The following is a 17,785-nucleotide window of genomic DNA, read 5'->3' as shown; positions in this document are numbered from 1 at the left end:
TATACTTTCTCCAAAAAGAAGCATTCCGCGCAAATTGCGAGAATGCTTCTTTTTACTTTGCACTAAAGAATAGATTTATATTTTTCTATTTTTGATTTTTGTACTGCATTTATCTCTGTTTTTCTTTGTGATCTTTGAACATAGATAGATCAGGGACATAATTCCCTTCAATAATCCATATATCGCCTTGATTTGTAATACCAATATCGAAGCCTATTATCGTTAGTTCTGCATCGCTTTTCTCAAGGTGTTTAGCTGCCAATAAACAAATCTTATCTATTTTAGCTTCAAGCTTTTCGTTATTTATATTAGAGATAGTTGAATCCTGAATAGCATCTTCTAAAGTTAATAGTTTCTGAGCCGCGTTCGTAATGATAAAATTTGCCCCAGCTACTTTTACTATTTTGTCAGTAACAATCCATGCGGATTCCACCTTACTCGTAATTACCCTTACATCCATTGGGCACATATCTATCGTTGCCAATTGTATTTTTTGCTGCACAATATAATCCTTCTTAGAAAGAAAAGTATCTTCAATATAACTATAGGCTCTATCTTGATTCGTTATAGTTACACTCCTTATTCCAGAATGTATTTCATAAGTAAAAGGATTCTTTCTTTTTATTTGTACAATTCCTACACCATGCTGGCCACTACATGGCTTAATCATTATTTCGTTAAATCTATTTAAATAGTCTCTAAAGGTTACATTCGTGAGTAAGTTTGTCTTTGGCAAAAAAGATAATATTGTTTTGTTTACTCTAAGTGTTTGATATTGGTCCCACTTACTTACTGGAGAATGAAGGATTGTATCAGAAATCCAAAAGCCCCTTTTATAGTCGAACAAAATTTCAATTACAATCGTATTGTAATTCGTGAATGATTCTCCAAGTTTTTTTGCTGCAATAATGGATGCACGCCTAAATTTCTTTAAATAATACCTATGATAAAACTGACTAAAAACAGAGAAATCTTCGTCATATGCTGTTGAAACTATGCGCCACTTCGCTGAAGAAGTCTTTCGATGAACTGTAACGATGGATCGATATGGGATGGGAGATTGACTAGAGGCAAGTTTTCGTGGTTGAATTACATAAAATTTTTGGTGTATTTCATAACTTTTTATATACTCATAAACTTCTTCCTTATTAATCACGGTAATTATTTTCTTTTGCGTTTTAATTTTATATTTATTATTTTCGAAGGAAATGTTGAATTCACCAGGACCAAAAGAAGGTTTAATAACTACAGCTTTATATTTTCCTAAAAGGCAGAATAATGATTTCTTCGAGAAGAGCACTGTTTCAACTAAATAATTACGTATTTTTTTTTCTTCATGTAATAATTTATATTGACTATACCTACCTCTACCGTACTTCAATCTATCCCCCCCTTTTAAATATTCAGTTTATATACTATTCAGTAAAACAAACTCTCTTTGGTTACTTTTTGAGTTTTTATAAAAAACTCTCGGTAGTAACTACCGAGAGTTTCGTTGCTGTTAGAGTGACTGACATCCTAAAGCAACAATGGAGCCTTGTGCAACAGGAGCTGCGCCGTTTTGGTCAAAGAAACCAGTAATAACAAAGCTTTGTACATTGTCTTTTGCCGCTGAAGCAACTTGATCTCTAAAGACTGCTTCAAAAGGAAATTGAACGCCATTGACAAGCCCAGTACCTGTAACTGTCACTACACAGTTCTGGCCTTCTCTTTTACAAACAACAGAAGTTATATCGTTTGCTGTAAAAGTGAAGTTATTTTCATTTGGAGTTTCTGTATCTTGAAATTGTAAGGAAAGAGTTGATGCTGCAAGTGTCGTAATACATACATCCGCCAAGTAGGTTAAATTACCTTTAACCGTTCCTGTCTGACCGACAAATTTGACATTATTACTTTCAGAGAAAGCATTTACAGTTACTCCACAAGGACACATAACACCCATATTCATACCCCCTTTCTATTAGATTTCTATAAAGTATTACGGAGCTTAGTATTCTGTCACAGTGTTTGTCCATTTGATTCGAAAAAAAAATAGTTTTTAAGTTTCTCATAGAATATATTCCCCTCTTTATATTGGGAATTATTTCTTTTCCCGCAAATTTAAAGCTAATTCGGTAATGGGTTTGCTGTACATATCACCTTTTATGAGAATGATTGTATTGGAATCTACTATTTCATTTAATAGATCATAAACGAGAATTGTATTTTTAAATGTATAGACCGGCGCACTAAAACCCATTTTAACTGCATGCTCAGCTATGATGCTTGCATGTTCACCTACCGTAATGAGCACATCGGCGCCAATTTGTTGTACTAATTCACCCGCTTGTTCATGAATAATATATCCCCATGAACCTAAATCTGTAATCGTGCCTATGATCGCTATCTTTTTCTTTTCTTTTCCAATCTCATTTAATACCTTTAAAGCAGCTTCCAATGAAGTAGTTGTGATGCTCCATGTATCATCTATAATGATAGATTCGTTTATCCCTTCAATTACTTGAAGCTGCTTATTAAATTTTTTAAATGTTTTTAACTGAAGCGCTGCCTCTGGGATTGTAACTCCCATTTCATAGACTGCAGCAACTGCTGCAAGAGCATTATAAACTTGATGTTCTCCAAATCCCGGTACAAACATTTGATAATTTCTATTCTCATGCTGAACACTAAAATTCATGCCATCCTGGCTATATTGAATATTACAAGCTCTAAAATCGCAAGAACGATGAGTACCAACTTTTATGATTTTACCTAGAAAATTAGTAGAATCAATTTGCCGTGTATTAATATCCTCTGCATTTATTATAAGTACGCCCATAGGATCAATGATTTTTAACATTTCACCTTTTGCCTGGATATAACCTTCTAGAGTTTTGCAACGGTTGAGGTGATGTGCCCCGATGTTCGTAATTATTCCTATTGTAGGTTTAAAATAATCACCTGCATTTAATATGTCTCCTGGAGAACCTACGGCTGTTTCGAAAACAGCAGCTTCCGTGTCTTCTTCTATACTAAGTAGATATTGTAAACAGGCTGTTCGGGAATTATTAGTAAAAATTGTTGAAGCAACTTTTTTATTTGAGGAAAGAATATGTTTAATCATTTCTTTTGTTGTTGTTTTTCCAGAAGTACCTGTAATAGCAACTATCGGGATTTGAAACTGGCTACGATAATAATGAACAAATTTCCAATATGCTTCTTCTAAATTTTCTACTTGGATAACAGTTAGATTCTCTGGTAATTCTCCTTTATTAAAATTCCTATCAGTTGTTAGAACTATAGGATAAAGATCCTTCAATCTTTTCCACCCGGTAATTCTTTTATTTGTAAAAAGGATAGTATTTGGGTTCTTTATTTGTTTTAACCGGTATGCTCCAGAATGGATGATTACTTCATCTGAACCTTGTATTAAGTCTCCAGAAATGATCGCTTTAATCTCCCCGACTGTGTGTGGTTTCATTGTACTAATCACGCTCCTCTCATAGTTTATAATATGCTTGTTAGTAAAGGTTGATTGGACAAAGAGATATGTTTTAAGCAACATAAAAAAAGTGGAGAGATTTTAGAAAGAATAAGAAGCAGTCTCGTGATACATAACCATGTCAAAGCAAGAGCATGTCATACATATAGAAAGAGTCGTATTTATATGAGTTTATATTAGGGAGTGAACCGAGTGAAAGCAATTATTTTTATTAGTACGAATAAATCAGGATCCAGTAGGGAGGCCATTAAAGCGGCCGAACATTTGGGTTTCTATACCATTCTTTTTACTAGTAAAGAGAAACAAGTTCAACAAAGGGAAGAATATACAGATGTCCATAAGATGATTTTAGTAAATACCGATAATCTGGAGGACATGAGAGAAGAAATTTCCAAGTTAAAGGTCCAAGGTGTTGTTATAAAAAATATTGTCAGTTTTATTGATTCATATGTACACATTGCATCTATTCTTTGTGATGAATTCTGTCGCAACAATACCTCATCAAAGGCTATTAAAATAATGGAAGATAAAGAGGAAACAAGATCTCTTCTAAAAGATAAATTATATACACCTAAGTTTTTCTCCATTAAACCAAAGGAAACTATTCCGATTGATAAGATATGCAAGCAATTTGATTTTCCAGTTATCGTAAAGTCTTCAGTATCAACAGGTTCCAAAGATGTTCTTTTAGCTACAGGACAAGAACAGCTAGAGAAACATTTGGAATATCTTCGGAGTAGGAATCTGGATGAAACAATAATAATTGAAGAATATGTAGACGGAGATCAATATTTGGTTGAGGCACTCGTTTATAATAACAAGCCACATATTGTTGCAATTATGGAACAAGAAGTTACAAAGGGTAAGAGATTCATTATTACAGGGTATGGTGTACTTGCGAATATTCCTTCGAAAATCAAATCAGAAATTGAAGAAATCCTACATTCAATCACTACAGCATTTGGAATTACAAACGGGGCGTTACATCTTGAAATCCGTTTAAGTGAAAATGGTTGGAAACTCATCGAGATTAACCCAAGGATTTCTGGGGGTGCAATGAATAAAATGATTCAAGCTGCATTTGGTTTTAATTTAGTACAAGAAACACTAAAGTTATTTTTAGGAGAGAAACCTGAAATTTCCCCAAGACACAAAAAATATGTTTTCACCAAATATATTATTGTCGCAAAGAAAGGTATATTAGCAAAAGTTACTGGAAAAATTAGGGCAGAAAACTCCCCAGGAGTTATTGAAGTATACGTAAAACCTAAAAAAGGAACAACTTTAATCCCTCCTTTATCCATGGGACATAGATATGCTTATGTCATTGCAGTTGGAAGTAGTTTGGAAGAAGCAAAAACAAACGCTCACAATGCAGCAAAGGAAATTACATTCCATCTAAAAAATGATTAAAACTAAGAACACCTTGTTGGTGCTCTTTTTTTTATTTATATTTTTTCACGTCTGTTGACCAATTCTATTCTACTTAAAACACCAGCAACAAAAGATAGAAGCCTACATTAAGAATTGTACGTTTCCGGCTCGATTTGGACAAAGATGGAATATCGAAAAGGCTGGAATACTCAAAGAAGGGCTGAGCCGCTAAAATGTCATCTTTGGCCGCTCTAGTACTTTGAATATTGATGCCTTCGTAGAGCGACGACCTAATACTTTGTTACAAAATTAAGCAGTAATTTACAGATAATCAATATTGGTTTTATTTTTTCTTAAAAAACAATAAAACCCGAATAAAAACCCTAAAAAGGGCTTGGATTCGGGTATTTATAATTATTCTTTAAATGTCTGATCCAAAAACTGGACTGTATCAAACATATTTGTTTTACTTGCTCCTTTGACTAAAATTGTGTCGTTTTTTTTCACAATCTTTTTCAATAACTCATGTAATGCTTCCTTCTTGGTAAAATGATAAATATTTGCTGCAGTAAATCCTTTTAGTTTTGCTTGATCACCAATTTCTTCAGTCCTAAATCCATAAGTGATTAATAGATCAATATCTTTTTCATAAACGTATTCGCCTACTTTTCGATATTCTTGTTCCCTCAAATCCCCTAACTCTCTCATTTGTCCGATAATAGCTATTTTCCGATGTTTTCCTATATTGGATAGGACATCAAGTGCAGCCCTTACCCCTTGAGGATGGGAGTGAACGGTGTCATCAATTACTGTAATATTATTTCTACAGTTATAAATTGTTAATCTTCTTGGTGGTTTTCTAAAAATAAGCCCCGACTTTATTTCCATTGGTGTGAATCCTAAGTAATCAGCTACAGCAATTGCATTTAAGGCATTATATACATGATGTTCACCTAAAATAGGAATAAACAATGTAATTTCTTGTCCTTGTAGTTGCATTTTGAAACTCATTCCATCTTCTACGTATTGAATATCGTACGCTTTATAATTAGCTGGTGAATTTATACCAACAGTCATTATCTTTCCTTTAAATTTCTGTGTCTCCAAATACTTCGAGTTTACATCATCCTTATTTAAGATTAGAATCCCTTTTTGATCCATTCCATGGATTAATTCTGATTTTGCATGCGCAACTTTTTTAATATCACTATCAAAGTTTCCGACATGTGCAAGTCCGATATTTGTCACAATACTAATATTAGGTTTTATGATGCTACAATGTTCCGTAATGACGCCGGGATATGCCATTCCATACTCTAGTACTACCGCTTCATGAGTATCATTAATTTCTGCTGCATGTTTTTTCGTGTGCTCTGTTGTATTCCAATAGTCTTTAGACTCAAAAACATTCCATTTTTTCGATAATATTGATGCAAGGAATGCTTTTGAGGTCGTTTTACCAGCACTTCCTGTTATCGCAATAATTGGTATTTTACCTTTTTCTAAAATTTTTTCTTTTTTTAATGCAATAATCTCTTTTTTAATTTTTCTTTGGTTTTCTGCTACATACTTTGCATATTGAATAGAATGGATTACTACGTCTAGTTCCAAATAAAAAGCTGGAGGACAGCCTGGTCTCCAATTTACTTCATAAACCCATATTTTAAAATTCTCATCTAAACCAACATCTATACCGATTTCGTCAATAACTTCTCCATATTTAATAATTTGTATTTTATCTAAATGCTCCGCTAGTGACAAAGCAAAATGTTCCAGCATCCGTCTAATATCAAAAGCTTCTTCTTTAAATTCCTGTTCTAAAAAAGGATCTAAATAATTTGTGAAGCCCCCATTATTAATATTTGGAATAATAGAGCCGATTGGAGCAATTCTTGGGTATATAGTGGTAATCACCCATTTTCCTTCTCCATTTTTTTGTACATGTAGCCTAAAGTCGTAAACTTGCCCTGATTTAGTAACAGACTGTATATATGGCTGAATGATAAAAGTTCCTTTCGATAGCTTATCCTTTAGAAACTCATCTAACTGTTGCTTTGAATAAAAATCACTTTCGGCATTCTTCCTTACTTCATAACTTTCTTTGATTTTAGAAATAAAGAAGATTCCTTTTCCTTTTCTTCCATCAATCGGCTTTATTACAACTTTTTGAAAAGAGTTAATGAATTTGTAAAATGTGTCCGAGCTCTTTAAAACTTCGGAAGGTATTAAATAGTTCGAAAATTCCTTACCTTCCTTAAGTCGTTCATTAATGTTCCATTTGTTCCCTAATGAATTTGTTGTAAAGGGAATTTCCTTTTTCAATTTATTAATTGTCGTTTTAGCTTTGGCTAATTTTTCAGGACTCCCTGCATTATAGATAACATCCGGAAAAGGCATAATTTTCTCTTTCCAACTTCCATTTTCATAAACTTTACCTCTAATGGATCGATTAACAAAATTAACAGTGCCTGGTGAAAAATAAAAAAAGTCGACCCCTTCTGCCTTAGCTACAGCTGCATATGCATAAGACTTGAATACAGTTGTGGGATCTCTACGATGATGCAACATTCCTATTATTGTCATTTAATAATCTCCTTTTATATTCATACGATTATTTAATTATTAAATTCATTCAGTTTGTTTTGAATATGGACAAACGTTCAGTTTTATTAAATTTCAAGTAATCCTTAGGGAATGTATAGAGATTTGTTTTCTTTAGAGAGGATGATTATTATCAGAGGAATTTGTAGGTTGGTTCTTGCAGTGTGTAGAGAAATAAAACTTACCGTTTAGATAATATAAGATATAATTCCTTTTAAAAGCGGACGAAGATAAAATTTCGTCCACTCTGCACTTCTTTATCAGTTGTTGCAGTTATTTTTTTCATATGTTCACCAATTATAATGAAATTCCGGTTGAATCATTTATTTGTACGATAAAAGTAAAATCGGCTGAAATAGTAAGTTAAATAAGCTCTTAGAAGAACTCTTCCGTACTTCATAAAAAAGGATTTAGCTCGATGCTCGCCCAGCGGAAAGCGAATGCCAAAGATCTAAATCCGAGGAGCAATCCTTTCTGAGAAGAGCTAGTGTAGGAGCTCCTATTTTACTAAGATTAATAGAATGATAATTTTTAAGTGCCACCGAATAACTTTTGGTGAGCTCTTTACCATTTTGGTTCTATAATTATTTTCCTTCTTAACAATTCAGTATCTAAAGGTTGAATGGCACCTATAGTAGATAGATCAATTACTTTACGTGCGGATGTTTTCTCCAATCGAACCACATCGTAATTTGATTTTGTATAGTTTCCTTCAACATCTAAAGGACGTAGTAATGTAATTGTTATGCGGCAATTTTCACTATCAATAGACTCGATTCGAAAATATTTTGTTTCAAGATACCCACTCGGATCTACTTGACTTAAATGGACTCCTTTTTTCGTTACTAAGAAGAAGGGGATTGTATCACTGCCAATTATTTTCGCAAGTAAATTACCAAAATATTTCGATTGGGAACTTTTTAATAAGTCCTGAAATGATTTTAATTCTATAAGTGCTTCACATAAGATGTGTTTACTTTCTTTGTTGCCACCCAATTTACTATTCAACTCCCTCCTTACTCCTTTGTTCTTATAATATTACGCTTTATGAACTTAGTACGGGTTAAAGACTTGACCACTTCACCCATAGTTTTCTTTTATGCGGGAACTAAAAAAAATTTTATTTCTTTTGCTGCTGCCAATGCTATAGCCTTTGCCTGTTCATCTGACTCAGATGCAGCAATGATACAGGCATAACGATTTCCCATAGAATATGGACTGGTTAGGATTTTACCTTTTAGAGGCTTAATATAAACGTATTTTACCCCATCATGCATTAACGCTAGTTCTTTACCAGTGACTTTGAGTAGTCTGCCTCTCGATCCTATCGTTAAGTATCTAGCGTACACATAGAGTTGTCTTGTCTGTGTAAATGTAGGCTCCTCCCCTAAATACATTTTTAATATTTCTTTTACTAGGTTAATTCCTGTTCCTTCTTCAATGATTCGATTCATTGCCCCTCCTGACATTCGAGGATTAATCTCAATTAGTTTCCATTCATCTTGAACGAGTTTCATCTCTATATGACAAGAGCCATTAGTAAGTCCTATTTGTTCAATGATACTTAAAATGGATACATAGAGTTTTTCATAGTCATTCGCATTTACTTTTGCAGGAAACTTATAACCATTCACAATAAATCTTCCATTGTACATAACTTCCTGCTCCACTACCCCAACAATTCTAACTTCATTGTTGTAAACAATAATTTCAATAAGATACTGTGGTCCTATTAAGAATTCCTCTATTAATATGGAGCTTTTTGAATGTTTTTTTTGTATTAGCATGATAGCTTCCTCAAACATATCCATGGTATCAACTAACAATACATCCTTTGATCCGTTGGAAATGGGGGGTTTTATAATTAAAGGGGAAAATGTTTTATATTTTTTTACAAATTCATTTAGGGAATCATCATTTTTAAAAATTGCATAAGAAGGGGTAATAGGGAGATTTGCTAACTTTTCTCTAACCTTTATTTTATCTTCCATTAAGTATAATGAATCTACGGAAATCTGTGCCAAGCATAATTGGTTAGCAATTTTAACAGCATAAGAAACAAATGGATCGATAAAACTGACACATGCACAAATTTGTTTACCTTCTATCTTTAACTTTTCAATCCGGTCAATTACTTCTTTTTCCTCCATTAGTTTTTCCATGAAAACAAGCTGATTTACTTCTGATATTTCGAGGTTAAGCGTCATGAGCTTTCTTTTATCTGTAAATAAAACAACCCAATATCCCATTTCTCTTGCAATAGTAAGAGCTTCTCTACTTGTCCCAAACTCATTACTTCCTATAAAGACGATTGTTTTCATTCCAGTATCCTTCCATTTATCCATATACTCTTCTCTATAAAATATGCATGTTATAAGGATTTGTGCAAGTGCCCTTAAGTGTATGTTTCCACTTCTCCCCAAGTACTTTGTTCAACATATTGGCTACAATATTACCGTGTAAGTGCTTGAGGAGCGTTTGGCAGAAAGGGCTGGATTTAGCTCTCTGGCATTCGTTTTCCACGTGACGAAAGACAAACCTCGGGCCAACACGATGTTGGTCATGAAGGCGTTGCCTCAGGATGAGGCGTCTTAAGCCTTCCCTCCTATTAGGAGCTTCGTGCTGTGTATATCTCGCATATCCCACAGGAGTCTCGAAGCCTCGCTAAATCCAATTATATGTAGTAAAATTCAGTAAATTAGAATGACACTTCTGCAGCACCCTCGATTCTTTTATTTTTTATCTGATTATTCATCAGTAACTCCAAATCCCTTTCCAAATAAAAAGAGTGCCGCTCCAAATAGGAAAGCTGTAATCATAGTAGTACTAAAAATAGTTTCACGAAGTATAAGATGCAAAATGCAATAAACAAGTAAAAAAGGTAAAACCAGATGGATTGTTCCCCTATAATTCAACATTAATAAGGCCATTAGTATAGCAACAATTAATACCAGGACAGTGTCTAGAATGGATGATCGATTTAATAAAACAATTAGTACTGCAAAACTACTATAAAAACTTATAAAAGCTAAAGCTAATGCTCCATTCGAGGGTAACGATTTATGTTGTATTTGGCGATAAAATAAATTGAGAATAACCCCCATTACACCTATATATACACCCGTTCTCCCTCCCGAAAAGTATAGGATCATCCATGGATGTTTGATGATACTTGAAAAGTCAGTAAGTACAATGCTAAATTTCCATACTAAAATAAACATAAAAACAAAATCGCCAAATTGACTAGAAGTCTCTTTATTAAATTTAAAATATATGACTATACCTGTTAATACTGTCGCTAAGATAAAAGCAATCCAAGTTGAAGGAATCGTCAACGAGAATATTCTATACCACTCCGTTGCAGCCAAACTCTCCCTCCACTCCTTTCAATTTAAGAAAAACCTGGCAAAAGACGCCCGATCCTTTTAAGAAGAGTAACCGTAGAAATATCGTTGATTTTCGCTCTGACGGACGCTTTTCGCGGGCATGGCTTCAGTCTCCTGGGCCAACACGATGTTGGTCATGAAGGCGTCGCCTCAGGACGAGGCGCCCTTAGCCTTCCTTCCTTTCCTGTGTTCCTGCGGGGCCGGAAGCGGCTTGATGCTTGCCCCCTGGAAAGCGTCCGCCTGCAGCGGAGATCAACCTGTTCATGTAATTAATATTCTTACTTGTCTTTTTAAAAATAGCAACCTGAAGCATTTGCTACTTCAAGTTGCTGCTATTATAGAATATCCATCCAAATTTTAATAGCTGTGAACAAAATGAGCACTGCCAAAATCATTTGAAGTATTTTTGTATTTATACGTTTGCCCATTTTTACTCCGAGAGGGGCCGCAATTAAGCTTGCGATTATTAAAATTATAGCTGGCAAATATTCAACTTGTCCTGTAGTTACCTTTCCAATTGTAGCACCAATGGAGGAAAAAAAGGTGACCGCTAAACTTGTTGCAATCGTCATCCTTGTTGGGATTCTTAAAACAACAAGCATAATTGGTACTAATAAGAAGCCCCCTCCAGCTCCCACAATTCCTGAACCAACGCCAACAATAAATGCTAAAATCGCAGCAAGCAGTTTATTAAATGTCACTTGTTCTAACGGAACATCATCAACTTTCTTCTTAGGGACAAACATCATAATGGCAGCTATAAGAGCAAGCACACCATAAACGATATTCACACTAGCTTCCGATAAAGCATGTGAGCTAAAGCTACCTACAAAGCTACCTGTTAAAATGGCTGCTCCCATATGAATAATAAGGGATTTATTTAAATAATTGCCTTTTCGGTATGCCCATACACCCGAAATGGATGCAAATAATACTTGAAGTGCACTAATACCAGAAACTTCATGTGCAGTGAAAGCAGTAAATCCTAACAATGGAGGAACGTACAATAACATTGGAAAATTAATAATTGCTCCACCAATACCAAGCAAACCCGATATAAATGAGCCTACAAATCCAAGTAAAAAGATGGTGATAATCCATGCTATATCCATAATTTCAAACTCCTATCTAGGAAAAGGGCAGAAAATCGTTGAAACTGCTCCCTTCCAGCGGGAGTGTTACCTTTTTCAACGATTTTCTAGTCCTACCATCCATTTCATTACTCTCTATTTTTATGCTTTTTGAATCCAAAATTTTAAAACGCCATCTTCTTGTGCATGTTTCAAAACAGTGTGACCACCTGAAGCAGCCCAAGCTGGAATGTCAGCTAATGCACCTTTATCTGTCACTTGAACCTCTAATATTTCACCAGATTCAATTGTATCCATCGCCTTTTTCGTATGAACGATTGGCATTGGACAAGCTAATCCTCGAGCATCTATTGCCTTAGTTGTATTCATATTTTACTCTCCTTCATCTTATCATTTTTGACATTTAACGTACTGCACAACGATTTGGTCCTATTTCCATTTCTGTTTGTACCTCTATTGATGGTAAAACTTTACCCATATTCACTTGACGAATTTCTTGATAAGCATTTGGCTGTGGTGGTAAATTGTCTGTTACAATACTACGGAATTCTCCTTCATCATTGATATTTAAACCATGATTTTCAGCGAATAAATCACCTAATCGTTTTGCTACTGTTCCATCGTCATTTAATTCATCAATCATCATAAAGTGTGCAGGTAAAACGATTAACTCTTTTGAGAGCTCACGATATTTAGCGTAAAGTGTTTCACGAAGATCCCCAACCCAGTCCTCTGCAAGACCAGCTAGGTCAGGACGTCCAATCGAATCAATAAACAAAATGTCACCTGTTAATAAAAATTTCTCATCTACAATAAAAGACGTTGAGCCAATTGTATGGCCCGGTGAATACAACGCTTGAATTGCAATCGTTGTGTCCCCAATTTTTACTACTGTTCCATCCACTAAAGGTGTGTAATCAAAAACAACTTCCTCCGCATCTTTTGGAGGCAAATAGTAAGTTGCACCAGTTTGTACTGCAATATGACGACCGCCTGAAATATGGTCTGCATGTAAATGTGTATCAAATACATGTGTAATCTTCGCTTGTTTATTTGATGCAAACTTAGTATATACATCAACCATGCGTGTGGCATCAATAATTACTGCTTCCCCATTTGAAATGGCTATATACGAAAGACATCCTTTACCTAAACGTACAAATTGATATAGCTCCCCGCCATTTTCAAGATCACTTATTTTTACTGGTTCTAAATATTCACTCCAAGATTTCATTCCTCCTTGAAGATATGCAACATCTAGTCCCTCCTCCGACAACATTTCCGCTACCATGATGGATGACCCTTCTTTCGCACAGACAACTAACAAAGGTTTGTTTTTTGGAATTTGCGGAAGAATTACTTCTACCCCATCTAAAAGTTCAAAATAAGGAATATTTAAATACTCAAATTTATGTCCATCAATTTTCCATTCTGCAAAAGCATCCACGTTTCGCACATCTAAAATGAATAATTCTTCATTATTAATCACTTTTTTTGCTACTTGTTCTGCTGTCCATATATATAAAGTCATTTCAATTTACCCCCGTAGGTATTATTTTTTCGATTTTTTTAGAGGGGAATCATTCCCCTCTAAAATTGTTTAGAACGTAAGTGTTGGCGATGCATCTTTTGCAAACTCTAAAAATGTAACCGCTCCACCAACTTCTATTCCATCAACGAAATCTTCTTTAGTTAAGCCCATTACATCCATCGTCATTTGACAACCAATGAACTTCACACCTAATTCTTGCGCCATCTCTACTAATTCTGGAATACCTGGAACATTAGCTTTAGCAAATCCTTCTGCAATTGCTTCGCGTCCTTCAGGCATCGGAAGTGCATGAATTCCTTGTTTATGAATTAGATTCAATCCTTCGAATGTGAAAAAGATAGTTACTTCTTTATCGGTTGCTGCTGCTGCTGTTGCGATATTAAATACTTTATACGCGTCAAAAAGGCCACCGTTACTTGCGATAATTGCTACTTTGTTTGTCATTGTTTATTCCTCCAAGTTTAGATTGATTTTTTAACTTCGCCTGTCCATTGTGTCATGCCAGGTATCACGTTCCATACTTTTGTAAAACCGCTATTCATTAGCTTTTGCGCTGCTAAATCACTGCGTTTTCCTGTTCGGCAAATTACATAGATTGCCTGATCTTTTTCTAATTCGTTCATTCGAACTTCCAGTTCACCGATAGGAATAGACTTAGCCCCTTCAATATGTCCAAAAGCATATTCTGCTGCTTCACGTACATCTAAAATAATGCCGCCATCTATAGCTTTTGCTGATAACTCTTCTAGTTGAATGATATGATCATATAGATTTTCAACAATTTCATCATTTGAACATTTACGGATATAATGTTTTAATACATCTCCTTCTTCAGTGGCCCCAATATATTGATGACCTACTGATTCAGACCATGCTGCAAGATCAGCTTTAGATCCTTTATCTGTCGCTTCTACTTCTAAAATTTGTCCATCTATTAGATTGTTCATTGCTTTTTTGGTTTTCACAATCGGCATCGGACAAGCGAGACCCTTTGCATCTAACGTAAAATCTACCTTTAAACTCATTTCCATTCCCCTTTTATACCACTATGGGTATTATTTAACCGAAATTTTTTTAGTGGACTTCGCCTTCCCACGCAAGCATACCACCAATCATATTCGTTACATCAAAACCTTGATCTGCTAAAAATTGTGTAGCTCTTCCGCTTCTACCGCCTGAACGACATACCATAATATAAGGTTCGGTTTTAGACAATTCATTCATACGAAATTCTAATAAACCTAGCGGGATATGAGTTATTCCAGGGATTTTACCTGCAGCTACTTCATCCACTTCTCGTACATCAATTATTTGTAAAGCATCTCCATTCGCTAACTTTTGTTCTACTTCTTTTGCTGTAATCTCTTTCATCATCTTTGTCCTCCTTTTAATTCCATGCACTCATGCCACCACGTACATTTGTTACATGTTCAAAACCTAATTTTTTTAACTCTTTGCAAGCATTGTTACTGCGCATCCCACTTTGACAAATAACAACGATTTCTTTGTCCTTCGGTAATTTACTAAAGGAAGAACCTAATGGTATGTTTTTAAACTGTCTAATATTTCGCGATTTATATTCAGCGGGAGTTCTTACATCTACAAATACTTTATCTTGGTCGCTCAATATATTTTTTAATTCTGTTGTCGTAATCGTTTTAACACCTTTAGACGGCATCATCCTCCAAACGAAGAAAGCTGCGATTACTACGATAAAAATCCATTCCAATTAAACCTTCTCCTCTCCAAATACCTATAAGGGTATTATTTTTTCTAAATAGAAAAGCCGTTTTAGCGGCTCTTTACAACTAGGTTCATCGCTTCCTGGATAGCTGAATTCACTTTTTCTGAATTACCCTCTGCGTTTTGTACGCACTCTAAAAGATTATTACTCACAATCACACCAATTGTACGATCCGCCGCAGAACGAACTGCCGAAAGCTGTGTAACCACTTCTTTACAATCTTTACCCTCTTCCATCATACGTAAAATTCCTCGTAATTGACCTTCTATACGTTTGACACGGTTTACTGTTTTTGCATCATACATCTCGGATGACCTCCTTCCAAAAAGGTTATCAACTTACAAGAATCATATTATACCCACATAGGTATATTGTCAACACCATAAGATTAATAACTTTCTCACGGTGCTTACTTTCTGAATATGTTCTTCATCAATATATTGTATTCTACTAATTTTTGTTGTAAGATTAGTTGTTTTTATTATGTTTCAATGTAGTAGAAAGTATGGTGGGAATATTGAATTTGAAAGCATTTATTTTAGCATCTATAACCGTAGTCATTTGGGGGTCCACTTTTACCGCTATTAGTTCAGGTTTACACGGTGGATATTCTGCAGGTCATTTAGTATTAGTTCGTTTTGTATTAGCATCCTTCCTATTTGGGGTGATAGCTTTGTTACCAGGCAAAAAAATTTCTTTACCGAAAAAGGAAGATATATTAAAGATTTTACTAATTGGATGGATTGGAATTAGTGTTTATCATATAAGTAATACTTTTGGACAACTCACTGTTTCTGCAGGAACAACCGGAATGCTTATTGGTTCTACTCCTATATTTACTACAATCATTGCAGTGATCGTGCTAAAAGAGCGCTTAGGCAAAATTGGTTGGACGTGCTTAGGTTTGGGATTTATCGGTATTTTGATGATTGCGCTAGGAACCGGTAATTCATCTTCTGGAATTTCCAAAGGTGTATTTTTAATTCTTCTTGCAGCATTATCAACAGCTATATTTTTCGTGTTTCAAAAGCCTTTATTGAAAAAGTACAATCCAATTGAGTTAACTGCATATTTTACATGGGCTGGTACTTTGCCATTTCTTATTTTTATACCAGGTCTTTTTCAAGAAATCCAACATGCATCGATGGAAGCAAACTTTTCAGTAATCTATTTAGGTATTTTTCCAACAGCTATTGCGTATATCACATGGGCTTATGTACTTTCGCTTGGGAATGCTAGTACAGTATCCAACATGTTATACGCGGAACCAGTTGTGGCCATTATCGTTTCTTGGTTATTGCTCCATGAGTTACCTGCATCTATCTCCATTGTCGGAGGAGTTGTAGCTATTTCAAGTGTAATACTCGTAAATATTTATGGAAAAAGAGAAAATATATTAATCAAAAAAAGAATTCAACATCCATAAGTATAGGTACCAGCGCGCACTACTCGCTGGTACCTTTTTTGCTTTTATCGATTCTATGGTATTCTGAAATTTGAATTACACGAACATCCCGAGTATTTAGTTCATGATAAATTCCTCTGCTATCTCGAAAAGAAATGTATCTATCTCGTTCACTTTGAACTAACTCTTCTGCTTTTTCTTGAGACTCCACAAATATAAACCTTCTTATATAATAATTTTCATCGTAGAAATAAGTCACCTTAAATTCTTTCACGACTTCTATCTCCTAACAATCCATTTTTATTAGGGTATCCAAAACCTTTCCTTTTATAAGGCATTTCCATCACTTATGATAAAATGAACTTACATAAAGTCTGAAAGGAAGAGTATAAATGAAATCGCCTTTTACATATAAGCATACAGCTCCGCAAATGGAGGGAGAACGACAACCTGCCATCTTTTTATTACATGGTATGGGAAGCAATGAAGATGATCTGCCACAACTTGTTAAAGAATTCGAGAAAACCCATCATATTTTTAGTTTACGTGGACCTATTGTTTTTAAACCTGGTTATGCTTTTTTCACAACTGATGGAGAAGACAAGCCAGATCGTGAAATATTTGATAAAGTGGTCACCTATATTCGATCTTTTATATATGAGGCTATTGAGGAATACAATCTTCATTTGGACCATATATACATACTCGGCTTTAGTCAAGGTGCGGTTTTAGCACAAACTTTAGCATTAACGATGGGTAGTGTAATTAGTGGTGTTGTTGCGTTAAGTGGTTATTTACCTGACTTTGTGAAAGATGAATATAGTAAGCATCCTGTCGATCATTTAAATATTTTTATTTCACACGGGGACTATGACTACGTGATTCCATCTCAATTAGGTTTGGAAAGCAAAAATTACTTTGAGGTACATGGCGCAAATGTGTCGTTCAAAACATACGAAGACGGCCATGGGGTAACACCAGAGAATCTTCAAGATTTAGTAGTGTTTTTGAAAGAGAATTAATACATGGCTTGGGACTTTTTTATAAGTCCCCTTTTTATCTATAGTCCATTAAATAGAATAGATTGCTCTTACAACAAATGGATTAGAGAGACCAATTACTATTTCAGAGTATCCAATTCTACCTTGAAA

19 protein-coding genes are annotated in these 17,785 nt (G+C 34.8%); 3 read left to right on the top strand and 16 right to left on the bottom strand.

Features of this window, described 5'->3' with window-relative positions; genetic code table 11:
• Nucleotides 1-109: 109 nt before the first annotated feature.
• From ACFVR1_RS17595 to ACFVR1_RS17585, 3 genes are all read right to left on the bottom strand, one after another.
• Entirely contained in the window at nt 110-1,381 is a 1,272-nt protein-coding gene (locus ACFVR1_RS17595; protein ID WP_387585892.1) for a YheC/YheD family protein, read from the bottom strand.
• 120 nt (nt 1,382-1,501) lie between these two features.
• On the bottom strand, nt 1,502-1,942 hold the full coding sequence (locus ACFVR1_RS17590; protein ID WP_387585891.1) for a hypothetical protein: 441 nt from the start codon (nt 1,940-1,942) through the stop codon (nt 1,502-1,504).
• A gap of 138 nt (nt 1,943-2,080) precedes the next feature.
• Nucleotides 2,081-3,460 carry a Mur ligase family protein gene (locus ACFVR1_RS17585; protein WP_387585890.1) on the bottom strand — a complete coding sequence of 460 codons (1,380 nt, stop codon included), beginning with the start codon at nt 3,458-3,460 and terminating at the stop codon, nt 2,081-2,083.
• Nucleotides 3,461-3,673: 213 nt separating this feature from the next.
• Here ACFVR1_RS17585 and ACFVR1_RS17580 point away from each other — a divergent pair, with 213 nt between their 5' ends.
• Nucleotides 3,674-4,894, top strand: coding sequence for an ATP-grasp domain-containing protein (locus ACFVR1_RS17580; protein WP_387585888.1), 1,221 nt, complete (start codon nt 3,674-3,676; stop codon nt 4,892-4,894).
• A gap of 375 nt (nt 4,895-5,269) precedes the next feature.
• On the opposite strand, the gene ACFVR1_RS17575 is transcribed toward ACFVR1_RS17580, so the two are convergent.
• The 12 genes from ACFVR1_RS17575 to ACFVR1_RS17520 form a co-directional block, all read right to left on the bottom strand.
• Complete coding sequence (locus tag ACFVR1_RS17575; protein ID WP_387585886.1) at nt 5,270-7,438, bottom strand: YheC/YheD family protein; 2,169 nt, start codon at nt 7,436-7,438, stop codon at nt 5,270-5,272.
• A gap of 582 nt (nt 7,439-8,020) precedes the next feature.
• Nucleotides 8,021-8,464, bottom strand: coding sequence for a hypothetical protein (locus tag ACFVR1_RS17570; RefSeq protein ID WP_387585885.1), 444 nt, complete (start codon nt 8,462-8,464; stop codon nt 8,021-8,023).
• Between the two features lie 89 nt (nt 8,465-8,553).
• Nucleotides 8,554-9,801, bottom strand: a complete 1,248-nt coding sequence (locus tag ACFVR1_RS17565; RefSeq protein WP_387585883.1) for an ATP-grasp domain-containing protein — start codon at nt 9,799-9,801, stop codon at nt 8,554-8,556.
• A 402-nt stretch (nt 9,802-10,203) separates the two neighbouring features.
• Entirely contained in the window at nt 10,204-10,824 is a 621-nt protein-coding gene (locus tag ACFVR1_RS17560; protein ID WP_387585882.1) for a hypothetical protein, read from the bottom strand.
• 353 nt (nt 10,825-11,177) lie between these two features.
• Entirely contained in the window at nt 11,178-11,954 is a 777-nt protein-coding gene (locus tag ACFVR1_RS17555) for a sulfite exporter TauE/SafE family protein (protein ID WP_387585881.1), read from the bottom strand.
• Nucleotides 11,955-12,074: 120 nt separating this feature from the next.
• Entirely contained in the window at nt 12,075-12,302 is a 228-nt protein-coding gene (locus tag ACFVR1_RS17550) for a sulfurtransferase TusA family protein (RefSeq protein WP_387585880.1), read from the bottom strand.
• Nucleotides 12,303-12,336: 34 nt separating this feature from the next.
• Entirely contained in the window at nt 12,337-13,464 is a 1,128-nt protein-coding gene (locus ACFVR1_RS17545; RefSeq protein ID WP_387585878.1) for an MBL fold metallo-hydrolase, read from the bottom strand.
• Nucleotides 13,465-13,533: 69 nt separating this feature from the next.
• Nucleotides 13,534-13,929 (bottom strand): DsrE/DsrF/DrsH-like family protein, encoded by a 396-nt coding sequence (locus tag ACFVR1_RS17540; RefSeq protein WP_387585876.1) that lies wholly within the window; start codon nt 13,927-13,929, stop codon nt 13,534-13,536.
• A 17-nt stretch (nt 13,930-13,946) separates the two neighbouring features.
• Nucleotides 13,947-14,510 carry a sulfurtransferase TusA family protein gene (locus ACFVR1_RS17535; RefSeq protein WP_387585875.1) on the bottom strand — a complete coding sequence of 188 codons (564 nt, stop codon included), beginning with the start codon at nt 14,508-14,510 and terminating at the stop codon, nt 13,947-13,949.
• A gap of 49 nt (nt 14,511-14,559) precedes the next feature.
• Nucleotides 14,560-14,856 (bottom strand): rhodanese-like domain-containing protein, encoded by a 297-nt coding sequence (locus ACFVR1_RS17530; protein ID WP_387585961.1) that lies wholly within the window; start codon nt 14,854-14,856, stop codon nt 14,560-14,562.
• A 16-nt stretch (nt 14,857-14,872) separates the two neighbouring features.
• Complete coding sequence (locus ACFVR1_RS17525; RefSeq protein ID WP_387585960.1) at nt 14,873-15,163, bottom strand: rhodanese-like domain-containing protein; 291 nt, start codon at nt 15,161-15,163, stop codon at nt 14,873-14,875.
• Between the two features lie 113 nt (nt 15,164-15,276).
• Nucleotides 15,277-15,534 carry a metal-sensitive transcriptional regulator gene (locus tag ACFVR1_RS17520; protein WP_387585874.1) on the bottom strand — a complete coding sequence of 86 codons (258 nt, stop codon included), beginning with the start codon at nt 15,532-15,534 and terminating at the stop codon, nt 15,277-15,279.
• Between the two features lie 212 nt (nt 15,535-15,746).
• Between ACFVR1_RS17520 and ACFVR1_RS17515 the strand changes: the two genes are divergently transcribed.
• Nucleotides 15,747-16,655 carry a DMT family transporter gene (locus ACFVR1_RS17515; protein ID WP_387585872.1) on the top strand — a complete coding sequence of 303 codons (909 nt, stop codon included), beginning with the start codon at nt 15,747-15,749 and terminating at the stop codon, nt 16,653-16,655.
• 19 nt (nt 16,656-16,674) lie between these two features.
• Here ACFVR1_RS17515 and ACFVR1_RS17510 read toward each other — a convergent pair whose 3' ends face one another.
• Nucleotides 16,675-16,908 (bottom strand): hypothetical protein, encoded by a 234-nt coding sequence (locus ACFVR1_RS17510; protein ID WP_387585871.1) that lies wholly within the window; start codon nt 16,906-16,908, stop codon nt 16,675-16,677.
• Nucleotides 16,909-17,026: 118 nt separating this feature from the next.
• On the opposite strand from ACFVR1_RS17510, the gene ACFVR1_RS17505 reads away from it, so the two are divergent.
• Nucleotides 17,027-17,656, top strand: coding sequence for an alpha/beta hydrolase (locus ACFVR1_RS17505; RefSeq protein ID WP_387585869.1), 630 nt, complete (start codon nt 17,027-17,029; stop codon nt 17,654-17,656).
• Nucleotides 17,657-17,785: the final 129 nt, after the last annotated feature.

Origin of the sequence: Psychrobacillus sp. NPDC058041, assembly GCF_042885655.1 — a bacterium.
Taxonomy (GTDB): domain Bacteria; phylum Bacillota; class Bacilli; order Bacillales_A; family Planococcaceae; genus Psychrobacillus.
The sequence above is the reverse complement of the archived record's forward strand: the minus strand, read 5'-3'. Positions and strand labels throughout refer to the sequence as shown.